A 14,244-nucleotide genomic window follows, 5' to 3' on the forward strand; every position below is an offset into this window, starting at 1 on the left:
TTCAGCTCCTGTATCCTCTCAGCCATGATTGCACGTGCCTCTTCCCAGCTTCGCCTTAAGTTTATGCGAGCGCGGCTGATTTGGCGATACAGACACGAGTGGTCAACCGCTATGATGGCTTTTTGACAGAAAGACCAGCGAAGCAGGATCAAAAGATTGTTAGTGCCTGTGAACGGCAACCCGTTATAGATTACCGGGAATCGGCTTCGCTGCGCCGAAATGGCTGAAACGATTGTAAAAACACTGGATTGCGTGCGGATGCAGGTCGCCTTTTACGCTCCCCTCAAGTCACCCAACCACGGGGTTCCGTCTGGCGACCGGCAAATGGCGCGCCTGCTGGTGGCTGCCCTGCAGATGGCCGGGCATAGCGTTGAGGTGGTTTCAGAGCTGCGCAGTTTTACCAAACAGCCGGATTTTGCCGAACGTCAACGCGTTGCGGTGGCGGCCACGGAAGAGATAGCGCGCCTTACCGCTCTCTGGCAAACAGCCGCGAAGCCCGATCTCTGGTTCTGCTATCATCCCTATTACAAGGCCCCGGATTTAATCGGTCCGCCGATGGCCGCCGCTCTAGATATTCCCTATGTAACTGCAGAAGCCTCCTATTCGCCGCGCCGTAACGCTACCGGTTGGGCCGAGACACAGATACTTGTGGCCGAAGCGGTGCGTCAGGCCGCCGTCAATATCTGGTTCACCCAGCGTGATCAGAATGGTCTCGCCGCAAACATCCCCGGCGCACGGTTTGCGCCGTTGAAACCGTTTATCGACGTAACGCCCTTCGGCAATGGTCAAATTGCGGACAATCCGCATCGTCTTGTCACCGTGGCAATGATGCGGCCGGGTGATAAATTGCACAGCTATGAGATGCTCGCCAAATCGCTTGCCTTGATCAAGGACAAGCCTTGGACGCTTGATGTCATCGGTGACGGTCCGCAACGGGAAACTGTGCAGTCTTTGTTTTCCTGCTTCGATCCCCGCCGGATAAATTGGCTGGGACAACGGAACGCTGACCAGGTTACCGCGTTGCTTCTTAAGGGCGGCACCTATGTCTGGCCCGGATGCGGCGAAGCCTACGGCATTGCCTATCTTGAAGCTCAGGCGGCAGGACTGCCTCTGGTAGCGCAAGCAACAGCTGGCGTACCTGAAGTGGTCAATGACGGTGTAACCGGCTTTCTGACGCCAGAAGGCGATGTCGGGGCCTATGCCAAAGCTGTAGCCGAAATGCTGGATGACCAGGGCAAACACCGGATCATGGGTTTGGCCGCCCGGCGCTTTATAAGGGAAGAACGGTCGCTGGAGGTCGCAGCGGTGCAGCTGGACAGGCTGCTGAAACATTCAATGGGACGGAGCCAATGACAGAAGACCCAATCTGGCAACCCCTACAGGCAGAACTTGCCCGCTGGATACATGCCAATCGCAGTGCCAAATTCTGGCTGCGCGATGATGATGCCGTTGAACCAACTCCCGCACTCGATCAGCTTCTTCAGCTTGCCAACGACTTCAAGGCCCCCGTGACGCTTGCCGTTATCCCTGCCCATACGGGCGAGCCGCTGGCTGAGCGGTTGGGGGGTGAGACACAAATCTCTGTTGCCGTGCATGGCTGGAGCCATGAAAATCACGCAGCCAAAGACAAGAAAAAGCAGGAATTGGGGTCCGATCGCCCGGGCGATCTCGTGTTGGGACAGCTCAAGCAAGGTTGCGCGCTGCTGGCCAAACTGCATCCGGCACGTTTTGTGCCCGTTCTTGTGCCACCATGGAACAGGATCGATGCTGCTCTGGTGTCGTCACTCGGTGAATGCGGTTTTAGAGTGCTTTCAGTGTTTGGTCCGGCGTCCAAGTCTGCAGCCGGCTTGCCCGCCATCAACACCCATGTTGATCTGATGGACTGGCATGGAACCAAAGGCTGCCGCGATCATGCGGAGCTGGTGAATGCGCTTGTCACGGAGTTGAAAAAACGCATTGATGGCAATGACGAGCCTATCGGTATCCTCACCCATCACCTCGTACATGATGAGTCAGCCTGGATATTTCTGAAGAAGCTCTTTCAGGTCGTGGCTAAAACCCCCGGAGGGCGCTGGCTCTCCATCAATGATTTGATGAAGAGCCAAAAGCTTTAGAGATCGATGATTTGCCCGTCGCGGGCGGCAAAAGTGCCCGCAAACCTCTTTTTGGCCAGCTTTTCGAAATGATCGATCTCGTCATCGGTGCGCGAAGGCGCGTGATGAAAGAGGGCGAGCTGGCCGATTTTACCTGCCGCTGCCAGTTTGACACCGTGCTGCCATGTGGAATGGCCATAGCCGAACCGGCGCGGCATTTCATCTTCCGTGTAGGTGCAGTCATAGACAACCAGATCAGCACCCTCGATCAGCCCAAGCACCGCCGGATCAAGAATACCAGCTTCGTGTTCGGTATCGTAAATAAGCGCAAGGACCTTCCCCGCCCATTCAATCCGGTAACCGATGCAGCCGCCGGGATGATTGAGACTGTCTGTCCGGATTGTGATGCCTTCACGCGGGCTCAGAACATCGCCCGAGGTGAAATCACGAAAACCAAGACAAGCCTTGCAAATATCCGGCTCAACCGGGAACCAAGGCGGACGCATGAATTGCTTGACGATCTCGCGCGTTGTCATGATCCCGGCGAGATGGCCGGACCACAGCCGCACATTCATCGTCGGATTGTAGATCGGCGCAAAATAGGGAAGACCGATAATGTGATCGTAATGGCTATGGGTGAAAATAACGTCGAAGTCAGTTATGCCTTCCGCAGACAAAGCATCACCTGCCTGACGCAGACCGGAGCCCGCATCAAAGATCAATCTATGTTCACCGCAACGCACCTCGATACATGACGTGTTTCCGCCGTAGCGCTGAAATTCAGATCCGGATACTGGGATACTGCCGCGCGTTCCCCAGAATTTCACCCGAAATACATCGTTGTTCATACGTTTCTCACACCCAATTCCCCGTTTTTTTGGTCATCGTAACCAAACTACAAACGTTATGCGAGGCTTGGATTTTGTTTTATTGGCTAACAGCGCAATAAAAACCTGCCATAGAGCATATGTAGGTGATAGCCATTTGTTTTTTAAGCTTTATGAAAATCGCTGATACAAATGTATAAATTCACCGGAACTGCTGATTCATGCCTTTGTCCCAATTTCCACCCATAGCCGTCATCGCAGATGCTCATTTTCACGACCTTTACGGTGATTATGATTTCGCCGGAATAGATGTTGGCGGCAAGCGGATGACGGCACGGCGGCTGACCGACACAGTCCGGTCAACCCGTGTTTTCAACGAAAGCTATCATGCGCTGCGAGGCGCCCTTGATGCAGTGGTCAGGCGCGGTATCAAACATGTGGTCCTGCTCGGCGACTATTCCGATGACGGGCAGGCCGCAACCTTGAACGCGCTTGGACGACTACTGGACACCTATACAACCGATCATGGGCTGATTTTCATTGCCACGCCGGGTAATCACGACATTTTCGGCCCCAAGGGCAGACACCATGCCAAACGCCTGCTCAATCCTGATGGCACCTACACCATCGTTGCCAGCGACAGTGCGTTCATCGACGAGGATGCCGACGGCATGGTCGTTACCGGCAAAATGTATTGTGATGGTTATCCTAATGGCTTGCAGGCTTTGCCCGGTCTCGGCTTTTTCCGCCGCGCCAGTGATCTTCACTGGGAAACGCCTTTCGGCGCCGACGATGATCCCGCAAAACGGCAATACACCGTGCACTCGGCAGACGGGCTGAACGAATACCAGCTCATGGATGCGTCCTATCTGGTCGAACCTGTTCCCGGACTTTGGTTACTGATGATCGATGCCAATGTGTTCGAACCACGGGATGGCCATTTCGAGCGCGGCGATTCCGGTGCCTTTATCGACAGCACCAATGCCGGCTGGAATGGCATGCTGAAACACAAACGTTTCATCCTCGACTGGATGCAGGATGTTGCGGAGCGGGCAAAGAACGAGGGGAAAACGCTGCTCGCCTTCTCCCATTACCCGATGCTCGACATAATGGACGGAACGCATGGGGACGAGAAAAACCTGATCGGCAATACCAGCGCCGTACGCCGTACACCATCGGCCGATGTTGCCGCCGCCGTTATGAAAGCCGGTATACGGATACATTTCAGCGGTCATCTGCATGTCAATGACACGGCCCGTGTACAGGAAAAAGCCGCATGGCTGGTCAATGTTGCAGTGCCATCCCTCGTGGCCTTTCCACCTGCTTTCAAAGTACTGCAACTGGACGGGCAGAACCTGAATGTTGAGACCGTCTCCATGGACGATCTGCCGATAGATCCTGTGCTCAATAGGCAATACCGCACCGAAATCAGCCTCACGGGCAAGAAAACCGGCAATATGCTGGATGCGGCAAATTACGGAGACTTCATCTCGGAACACGTGGACCAGCTTGTGGTGCATCGCTATCTCAGGCGCGAGTGGCCAGCCGATCTGGCGCGGATACTGCCATTGCTGAGCCTTGGCGATCTGTTGACACTCAGCCTGTTCGAACAGCCCGTGGAAACAGATACCGCTGTTGTTCTTGTCCACGCCGAGCGCGGCAGGCCTGAAACCGCAGCACGATTGGAAACGCTTCTTTCAGACACGGGCATCAGTCTTCAGCAACTCGATGTCTTTCCCGTTCTGCTGCTTCTAGGCGACTGGTATCGTTTGCGCATGGGCAGTGAAATGGCACTCGATCGCATAGCCGTATCGACCCTTGGCATTTACAGCGTGCTGATAGACGTTTTCGCCCGCTCCAATGCAATCGGCAGGGGCGGGGCGCAGGCTCAATTTGCGCGGCTGTTCCGCATGATGGCCAATTATCTCGAAGGCCTGCCATCACGCGACTTCAGGATCGATCTGGCAACTGGCGAGATCGGTACTTTCTGATCGTCCGGAATTAATGCTTGCTGCGTTCTTCGGAAAGCTCCGCCGTTGTATGGCTGAGACGGCTGGCAAGAACCCGCATGATTTCGATGGTCATTTCAGGATAGTCGCTGAGCAGCTTGAGAAAATGCTCCTTGCTGATACGCAGGGCTTCAAGCGGTGTTGAGGCTGTTACGGTCGCCGTACGCAGCACATCGCAAAGAATAGCGATCTCGCCCACGATGGAATCATGCTCGACTTCGGCGACTTTGATCTGACCGCTGGGGCTATCAACGCTTACTTCTGCAGTACCCGAGAGAATGACATAGGCAGCGTCCGCCATATCACCCTGCCTGAACAATGCCTGATCAGCGCGATAACTGACACGATCCGACGTGAACGCAAGCAACTTGAGTTTTGCTGGCGCTACACCTGAAAACAGCGGAATCCGCCGCAACATTTCAACTTCATCCCGCAGAAGCATGAACGTCCATTATCCCCCAAGTTCTATCCTACCCCGGCCCTACAGTATTACGATACGAGCTCCTTGAATATACCATTTTTCTCCAGAAGAGTCGCGTGTGTTCCGTCTTCGACCAATGTACCCCGGTCGAAGACAAGCACCCGATCAAACAGGTTTGCCAGCGACGAATTAGCCAGCACCCAGATAATCGCGGGCGCATGACCCTCCTCATGCAGGTTCTGCATGACATTGCGGGTAATCTGGTCCTGTACACGCTGGTCCAGCGCGGGCAGGGGCCGGTTGAAAATCACGTAATCGGATCGCTTGAGCAGGGCTCTGGCAACATTGATCTTCTGCCGCTGCACATTTGTCAGCCGCTTGCCGCCCGAACCGACATCGAAATCCAGACCGATGGACAGAACACTGTCATAGACGCCCAGCTCATCGAAAAGATCGCGCAGGATCACGCGAATACGCTCCGAACCGTCAGCCTGCGTGTACCCGATCCTGCCGAACAGCACATTGTCCATCAGACTTGCCGAGGCGATGAATTTCTTGGCGTCATAGCGCTCGATGACCGCTTTCAGATCATCCGGCAGGTTCTTGTGAAACCGGATGCGGGCGTCAACAATCTTGGCCATCAGCTCATCGGTCAGCAAACCGAAACGGTGCCTTGGTTCAACATAGGCAAAACTCAAGCGGATGATGCTCGAGCGTTCATCGGGCGAAGCGGCCTCGAAATCCCGGCCTTGCAACTTTTGCAGCAGCAGTTGATAAGCCGGGATATCATCAGCCGTCATGAATGTAAGCTGCTGGAAGAACGGATGATCCGGCGGCAGATCCTCGAACAGTTCGATCGCATTGGCAGCAATCTCAAGGCCCATCTTATACAGATCGATATGAAGCCCGCTTTCCCGCAGGATCGAGCGGAAATACGGATGCGCGGCCAACTTGAGGTTCGTCATCATCGGCCGTTTCAGCGTACCGAACAGAAGGTTCTCGCCGATTGTCGCCTGCACGTTGTAAGCCTTGGGTTCAAATGGCACCACGAGGCTGTCCAAATCCTCTTCCTTGAGGCTTTTGCGCAAGGCTTGGCGCAACTCGACGATCCGGCTGGTCAGATCGGCATGGGCTGTCGTATCGACCTGAGAACGCAGGGCAAGATCCATAATATCCTGCGAGATCATGACCGCTTCCAGAACCGGGCGTATGGCACGGAACAGGTCATCCGGACCCGTGACACCCGCAGACGCATAGTCAACCCAGTCACTGTTCAGATCGAGTTCCGGGTTACCGGCCAGACGGGCTTCGTTGATATTCCACTTGTACCTGACGGCTTTTGCACCCTCGTACTCAACCTTCGTCAGCGGCGCATGTTTGAGGCCGTAGAGAAGGTTGTCGCGCAAAGTCCCATGGAAGAAATAGGCATCCGATGCCGCATAGGCGATGCGCCGCCCGGTGACCGATTCAGGCAGTTCGAGCAGATCCTTGCCGTCAATCGTTATGCGGCCGGACTCTGGCCAGATCAGACGGGCAAACGCTTCGGCAATTGCTTCACCGCCGCCACCGCTAGGCCCTACAATAGCAACCGTTTCGCCAAGCTTGATCTCAAGCGAGACGTGATCGACAAGGCGCGCTCCACTATCGTCGGAAAGTCGGAGATTGACCGCGTTGAGCGAATGTTCCAGCCGCCCGACAGGTTCATGCACAACGGCTTGAATACGCGGATCGACCAGCATGTCCACGTTGAACTGCTCAACAACCTGAGCATATTTGATTTGCACATCCTGACGGGACTGGTCCCAGTCAATGAGTTCCTTCAATGGACCCGGCAAATCCTTGTAGGCATTGATGACCGCAACCAGCTGTCCAATGTCCAAACGCCCCCTGCAAGGCAAGAACACCGCCAATGGAATAAAACAGGAAGGGTGTGACCTGAGCGAGGAAGTTATTGATGAACTTGACCAAAAATTTCCACTGATAAAGATCATAGCGGATGGAAAAAATAAGGCCGAGGCGCGCAGCGATATCAGCGCGTTCGTAGTTCGATGTGTCATTGCCGTGGATCGTTCCGATCCCATCGACAATTTCACCAACCCGCCCGGAAAGCTCGCGCGCCGTCAGCTGGCGCTGACGCCCAAGATCGAGCAATTTTTTGCGCATACGCGGGATAACCACGCCTTGCACCGCAACGATGCCGGCGGCAATCATACCCAGCCAGAAATTCTGCAAAATGATGAAGACAAGCGCGGTAATCGCCTGTCCGCCAAGCAGTGCCGGCTGAACAAACGCATCTCCGGTAAAGCCGCCCATCGGCTCCACCTCGTCCTTGATCATCGTCGCGATTTCGGCCGATTTCACCCGCTTGAACTGAGCCGGCGGGAAACGCAGCACGCGGTCAATCAACTCGAAACGGATGCGGCGCAGCATGCGCTCGCCAAGGCGGCCCTTGTAGGTATTGATATAGAGCTTGAACAGGCCGTTGATGACGACCAGCAGCAGGAAAACCAGACTAAGCGCCATCAGCATCTGGAAACGCGTAAGTTGCAGTCCTTCGAAGAACATCACCTTGCCGAAATAGGGCAGATTGTACTGGATGCGCATGAACGTCTGGGTTGCGCCTTCCCCTTCGAATCCGGTGCCCTGTATGGGGCCATTGACTATCTGTTTCGGCAGATCGAACGACAGGAAATACGGAATCATCGAGGCCGCAACAACCGTCAGGATCCATATTTGCTGGAGTCGCGTATTCGACCAGATATAGCGTGTTAGACTTTTTTCCATGGGCAACCGTGAGCTGTGAAATAAGCTGAATTCGTAACTATTTTAATGGGTTATACGCGGTGAAATCCTCCTTGCTGAGACCGTGAGGCACAATAAAGTGGAGGGGAAATAGGCGGCAGTTCATAGATTTTACGGGATTGGCTGAAATCTCCCCAAACCTTTCAGATGTTCAGTTTACAACACGGGATGGATGAACGCTATACGCTTGCACCCGATTGTATGGGTGGAAATCGGGTACAGACTTAGAGCAGATTTCGCAGTATTTCCGCTGTCCGTTTTGCGCCATCAAGATCAAGACGGTGGTCCCCTGGTTTTGGCTGCCGCAATGACCGCTCAACCGCTTCCGCAAGCATAGCTGCGTTCAAGCCGCTTTCCGGAAGGGCAATAGCCAGCCCCAGCGCTTCCAGACGCGTGGCGCGCACTGTCTGTTCAGTTTCGCCGCCCGCAGTGAACGGCACAAGAATGGACCGGCAACCCGCCTGCAGCACATCGCAAACGGTATTGTACCCGGCCTGCGATATGGACAGCTCCGCCCCCTGAGCAGGGAAGGGAAGTCTCTGCGAAAACGCACGAGCGCAACATTATCCGGAGTCTGATCAGACAGTGCAGCAAAATCCGTTTCCGGCAAGTTGGGCCCGGTAATCACACACCATTTGCCGTGTGACGTGCGGGCTGCTTCAAGCGCCGAGCGAACGAGATCAAGCCCGACAGCACCGCCACCCGCCGAGACCACAATGTCGAAAATATCCGTTGGTATTGGCGCAACCGGCCCAGCAACCAGACCGGTGTAGACAATCTTGCCGGCAATGTCGCCAGCAAGCGGAAATGTGTCGGGTAGGGCGACAAAACCGGGATCGCCATGCACCAGCACATTGTCGAAATGCCCGTTGATAAGAGCAACCGTTTCTTGGTCACGACCGGGCTTTGCCCGCTCCTGAAGAATATCCCTGACCGATGTCAGCAACTTCGGCCGGGGCGTTGCCGCTTGAATGGCATCAAGCAAAGGCAGCAGCTCAAAACGCATCTGGCGGCGGCCAAACGGGAAGGCTTCAATGATGACAATATCCGGTTGTACCCGGTGAAATGCCTGAAGCAGCAGGTCGCGGCGGTGATGAAGAAAAGCCTCGTCAACCGGCTTGCCCTGTTCGTCGGCCAATCCTGAAAATCCGGCATTGCTCGCAACAACAGCGGGGAGGGCAACTGATTTCACATTGGAACCGGGAAAGCCCGGGACAGCCAGCCCGCCCGTTACCACAGTCACGTCAAAGCCGTCCTCAGCCAATGCCGAAGCTATGCGGCTGGCACGGGCCAGATGCCCGATGCCAAGCAGATGCTGGACGTAAAAGAAGACGCGGAGCGCCGTCATTGTGTTTTCTGCCATTCGGTTTCAAACAGGGCGGTCAGTTGCCGGATGCTGGAATTGTGATCGAAATGTTCACGCACCCGCACTTCCGCAGCATCGCCAAGCCGGTGGCGCAGATCCGGTTCGCGTATCGCCCTTTCCAAGGCTGCTGCCAAAGCATGCGGCTCTTCGGGCGGAACCACAAAACCATTCTCGCCATCGGTGAGCAATTCGGGCACGCCCGAAATATTGGTCGAGATACAGACAAGGTTCTGGCTGGACGCCTCGACAAGCACGTTCGGCAGGCCGTCGCGGTCGCCATCGGCTGCGATCCGGCAGGCCAGCGCAAAAATATCGGCACGGCGATAGTGCTCCAGCACCTCTTCCTGCGCCAGTGCACCTTTCCAGGTGATGCGGTCAGTTATCCCTAGCTCTTTGGCCAATGGTTTCAGTTTCGCCAGTTGATCGCCGCCGCCAATGTGCACAAACGTCCAGTTCAATTCTGCAGGCAGAAGAGCTAGGGCGCGCAGGAGAATGTCGTAACCCTTCTTCTCCACGGCGCGGCCGACGCTCAGAATTTGCACCGAATCAGCTGCGCTGGAGCCATCGCGCTTCGACCGCACGGTGTTGAAATGACCAAAGCGCGCCAGATCAAGGCCGTGATAGCTCAGATGTACCTCGTCCTTGCGATCCGTCAGTTGCCGCATATGGTCGTAGCCACTACGGGTGCAGGTTACGCTCCAGCGTGCTTCCGCCAGCTTTTCCGTCAGTTCCCAATCCGGCGATGTCCAGATGTCCTTGGCATGGGCCGAACAGGTCCAGGGAACGCCTGTCAGGATGCTGGTATAGGCAGTTACAGAAGCCGGTGTGTGAATGAAATGCGCGTGCAGCCATTCGCCTGCATCCGGCCATTCATGCGCCAGAACCAGTGCCTGTCCCAAACGGCGAAACCGGTTGCGGGTTACATCGCGTTTAAGATCAGCCCAGAACCGTCGCAAAAGTGGCTTGAAGCCCGGCTTGGACCACCCGGCAACAAGACCGCGCAATACCCGGAGCGGCTCGTCATGCAGATATTCCGGCAGGTAGACAACCCGCGCCTTGATCTCGTCATGGATAGGATGGCGCTTCTTGTCCGTTGGCTTGCGCATGGAAATGAGCGTCAGGTCAAAACCGGCGCGTTCAAGCCCAAGCAGTTCCTGCGCAATAAAGGTCTCCGACAGGCGCGGATAACCCTTCAGCACCACCAGTGTTTTACGGCGTATCGGCAAAACAGTCTCTTTATTCAGCAACGGCAAGAGGTAGCTGCTGCTCGCGTTCATCCAGCCAATCGCCAACAATCTTGGATATATGGACCAGCCCTTCCAGCCTCATACCTTCGCCCTTGCCGCTCTTGGATGGCGGCGCCCGATCAGGCAACCGTTTCAAGGCTTCGGCGAGAAGCAGCGGATCTTCGGCTTCTTCGGGCAGCAGCATATCCACCAGCCCAAGCTCCGATGCGCGCTGGGCGCGGATCAGTTGCTCTTCGCGCGGCTGGACGCGTGGCACGATGAGCGCAGGCTTGTCGAAGGACAGGATTTCGCAATAGGTGTTGTAACCGCCCATCGCCACCACGGCCTTGGCTCCGGCAATCAGCTCTTCCATGCGGTTATCGAACTCTATGACCTCGATATAAGGGATTTTGCCGCCCTTCTTCACCAGCTTGGCCCGCTGTTTTGCGGGCATGTAGGGTCCAAGTACGATAAACGCCTTGTGCTGCAGGGTAGGGTCCTGCTGATAGGCGTGAATGACATTGTGAACGAGATCGGCACCATCGCCGCCACCGCCGGTTGTCACCAGAATATAATCGCCTTCCGGAACGTGGGTAGAAGCCTTGTCATGCGACAGGCTGCGCTGCAGGAAGCCGACAAACTTCATCTTGTCACGCACGGTCGAAGGCACATCCAGATCCAGCAGCGGATCATAAAAATCCGGCGGACCATAGACCCAGATATTATCATAATACTGGTCGATCTTCTCCATCACATTGCTCTTCTTCCATTCGGCTTCGAGCAGATGCGGGGCATCCATCACTTCGCGCAGACCAAGCACCAGCGTTGTACCGCGTGATTTCAGATAGGCGAGGGTTTCTTCCGCTTCGCCCTTCAGGCCCATCGGTTCTTTGTCGACAATGAAAATGTCGGGCTGGAAAGTTTCCGCCGTATGCCGGATGATGGACTGCCGCATCTTCAGCGTGTCGTGCAGATCAATATGCCGGGCTAGCGATGTATATTCGCCGTTACGCAGCTTGATCACGCTTGGCACCTTCACAAAATCCACGCGTGCACGGTAGTCGAACGCTCCGGCAATGGTTGCACCGGAGATGATGAGAATGTTGAGCCCGCGATAATCTTCGACAAGCGAATGGGCAATGGTCCTGCAGCGCCTCAGATGGCCAAGACCAAAAGTATCGTGGCTGTACATCAGGATCCGCGCATCTTCAAAACGCCGCATCATGGTCAAAACCTCTTGAATACGATGTGCCGTTGCAGTCGGAACTGCACAGCACATTCGGAACGGCTGGGAGAATCCAAGTTCATTGGCCTTTCAACTTTCCACTTATCTGTAGGGATCGGCTGCGTCGCGCAACCCGTCTCCCAGAAAATTGAACGCCAAAATAACAAGAATAACCGGAATCATCGGGAACAGCAGCCACGGATAGAAGGCGATAACGCTGACACTGCGTGCTTCGGTCAACAAAATACCCCAACTGGTGATGGGTGGCCGAAGGCCAAGGCCCAGAAAGCTCAATGCTGTTTCGCCAAGGATCATACCGGGTATCGATATGGTTGCGGTTGCGATGAGGTGCGACATAAAGCCGGGCACAAGGTGCCGGCCGATGATGCGTCCGCTCTTTGCGCCCATCAACTGTGCGGCGAGCACGTAATCCTCTTCCCGCAATGCCAGAATTTTGGAGCGCACCGCACGGGCAAGACCAGTCCAGTCCAGCATGCCGAGAATCAGCGTGATGCCAAAATAGATCAGAATTGGGCTCCAGGTCACGGGCATGATCGCCGCCAACGCCATCCAGAGCGGCAAGCTGGGTAGAGATTGAAGCACCTCGATGACGCGCTGAACAAGCAAGTCAAACCATCCGCCATGATACCCTGCCAGTCCGCCGATAATGATGCCGAGAACGAAACTGATGGTGATACCAATAAGGCCAATGGTCAATGAGATACGCGCACCATAGATGATGCGTGAAAGCACGTCACGGCCAAGGCGATCCGTACCAAGCAAGAACATCTGCCCCCCTTTGGCGGGACAGACAAGATGAACATTGGTCGCCACGGCTCCCCAGAAGCGGTAATCATCGCCGCGGCAGAAGAAGCGCAACGGCTGCACATCGCTTTTGTTGTCGGTATACACGCGCTTCAGCGATTCCATGTCTACTTTCATTTCACGGCCGTAGACATAAGGCCCAATTAACTTTCCGTCATGGAACAGACGGACCCGCTGTGGCGGGGAATGAATGAAATCAACATTTCGTGTGTGCAGGTTATAAGGCGCCAGAAACTCGGCAATGATGATCATGCCGTAGAGTGCGAGCAGGAAAATACCTGAGGCAAGCGCCAGCCGGTGGCGTTTGAATTTCCACCACATCAAGCGCAATTGCGAAGCAAGATGAATCTTGGCCTGCGCTTCGGTCATGGCCTCGATCGACATCGGGTCGAACGGAGCGGCGGAGACATAGTGCTGCAAAGGTGCACCGGGTTGTGGGAGCGGCAAAGTCACTTGGTGCTCCTGCCCTGCAAACGGATACGCGGATCGAGAAAGGCCAGTGCGATATCGGATATCAGCACGCCGATAACGGTGAGGAAAGCGAGGAACATTAGAAACGAACCCGCAAGATACATATCCTGGCTTTGCAGCGCCTTGATCAGCATCGGCCCGGTCGTTTCCAGTGAAAGCACGATGGCCGTAATCTCTGCCCCCGAAATAATCGACGGGAGGATCGAACCGATATCAGCCACGAAAAAGTTCAGCGCCATGCGCAGTGGATATTTGACCAGCGTACGGAAAGGATGCAGCCCTTTGGCCCGGGCGGTCATCACATATTGCTTTTGCAATTCGTCCAGCAAGTTGGCGCGCAGACGCCTGATCATGCCTGCCGTACCAGCGGTACCGACGATGATAACGGGAATCCACAAGTGAGCGAGGATCGACCGGGCCTTTTCCCAGCTCATGGGCTCGCTGAGATATTTCTGGTCCATCAGGTGGCCAATGGATGTGCCGAACCAGATATTGGCAAAATACATCAGGATGAGCGCCAGCATAAAGTTTGGAATGGCAATACCAAGCAGGCCAAACAGCGTCAGACCATAATCGCTCCAGCTATATTGATGGGTTGCCGAGTACATGCCGATGGGGAATGCGAGCAGCCACGTCACCAAGATGGTGCAGAACGATACGAGCACTGTCAGCCACAAGCGGTCTCCCACAACGGCGCTTACCGGCAGCTGGTACTCAAAGGAATAGCCAAAATCGCCCTGCAGCATGCCGCCGAGCCAATGGAAATAACGCAGCACCGGGGGCTGGTCGAAACCGTATTGGTGGCGAAGCTCCTCCATATCCTGAAGGTTTACCGTCTCGCCCTGCGCCTGCATTTCGGCGATCTGGCTTTCGAAGAAATTGCCGGGCGGCAATTCGATGATAACGAAAACGAGCGCTGAAATGATCAGCAGCGTCGGGATCATGGCGGCTATCCGCCAGAGAATATATCGCAGCATCC

General features: G+C 55.3%; 9 protein-coding genes and 2 pseudogenes. 3 read left to right on the forward strand and 8 right to left on the reverse strand.

The features are described from left to right. Positions 1-258 precede the first annotated feature (258 nt). Positions 259-1,353, forward strand: a complete 1,095-nt coding sequence (locus HB779_RS01155) for a glycosyltransferase family 4 protein (protein ID WP_188342471.1) — start codon at positions 259-261, stop codon at positions 1,351-1,353. Further along, positions 1,350-2,114 carry a polysaccharide deacetylase family protein gene (locus HB779_RS01160; RefSeq protein WP_188342271.1) on the forward strand — a complete coding sequence of 255 codons (765 nt, stop codon included), beginning with the start codon at positions 1,350-1,352 and terminating at the stop codon, positions 2,112-2,114. Before HB779_RS01155 ends, HB779_RS01160 begins: the two co-directional genes overlap by 4 nt. Here the strand turns inward: HB779_RS01160 and HB779_RS01165 are convergent. Continuing rightward, positions 2,111-2,941 carry an MBL fold metallo-hydrolase gene (locus HB779_RS01165; RefSeq protein WP_188342272.1) on the reverse strand — a complete coding sequence of 277 codons (831 nt, stop codon included), beginning with the start codon at positions 2,939-2,941 and terminating at the stop codon, positions 2,111-2,113. The two genes, HB779_RS01160 and HB779_RS01165, sit on opposite strands and share 4 nt — an antisense overlap. Positions 2,942-3,141: 200 nt before the next feature. Here HB779_RS01165 and HB779_RS01170 point away from each other — a divergent pair, with 200 nt between their 5' ends. After that, on the forward strand, positions 3,142-4,911 hold the full coding sequence (locus HB779_RS01170) for a metallophosphoesterase (protein ID WP_188342273.1): 1,770 nt from the start codon (positions 3,142-3,144) through the stop codon (positions 4,909-4,911). A 10-nt stretch (positions 4,912-4,921) separates the two neighbouring features. Here HB779_RS01170 and HB779_RS01175 read toward each other — a convergent pair whose 3' ends face one another. From HB779_RS01175 to HB779_RS01205, 7 genes and pseudogenes are all read right to left on the reverse strand, one after another. Then, positions 4,922-5,371, reverse strand: coding sequence for a cyclic nucleotide-binding domain-containing protein (locus HB779_RS01175; RefSeq protein ID WP_188342274.1), 450 nt, complete (start codon positions 5,369-5,371; stop codon positions 4,922-4,924). A 47-nt stretch (positions 5,372-5,418) separates the two neighbouring features. Continuing rightward, positions 5,419-8,134, reverse strand: a pseudogene (locus tag HB779_RS01180) (ABC transporter transmembrane domain-containing protein). Between the two features lie 242 nt (positions 8,135-8,376). Continuing rightward, positions 8,377-9,500, reverse strand: a pseudogene (locus HB779_RS01185) (glycosyltransferase family protein). Continuing rightward, the gene (locus HB779_RS01190; protein ID WP_188342275.1) at positions 9,497-10,744 is read right to left on the reverse strand and encodes a glycosyltransferase; all 1,248 of its coding nucleotides are present in this window, start codon (positions 10,742-10,744) and stop codon (positions 9,497-9,499) included. Before HB779_RS01190 ends, HB779_RS01185 begins: the two are co-directional and overlap by 4 nt. A 10-nt stretch (positions 10,745-10,754) precedes the next feature. Further along, positions 10,755-11,969, reverse strand: coding sequence for a glycosyltransferase family protein (locus tag HB779_RS01195; RefSeq protein ID WP_188342276.1), 1,215 nt, complete (start codon positions 11,967-11,969; stop codon positions 10,755-10,757). 102 nt (positions 11,970-12,071) lie between these two features. After that, positions 12,072-13,247: an ABC transporter permease gene (locus HB779_RS01200; RefSeq protein ID WP_188342277.1), complete on the reverse strand. Its 1,176-nt coding sequence runs from the start codon at positions 13,245-13,247 to the stop codon at positions 12,072-12,074. After that, the gene (locus HB779_RS01205; protein WP_188342278.1) at positions 13,244-14,242 is read right to left on the reverse strand and encodes an ABC transporter permease; all 999 of its coding nucleotides are present in this window, start codon (positions 14,240-14,242) and stop codon (positions 13,244-13,246) included. The genes HB779_RS01200 and HB779_RS01205 overlap by 4 nt, the downstream gene beginning before the upstream one ends. Positions 14,243-14,244 lie beyond the last annotated feature (2 nt).

Source organism: Phyllobacterium sp. 628 (genome assembly GCF_014189505.1).
In the GTDB taxonomy this organism is placed as follows: domain Bacteria; phylum Pseudomonadota; class Alphaproteobacteria; order Rhizobiales; family Rhizobiaceae; genus Phyllobacterium.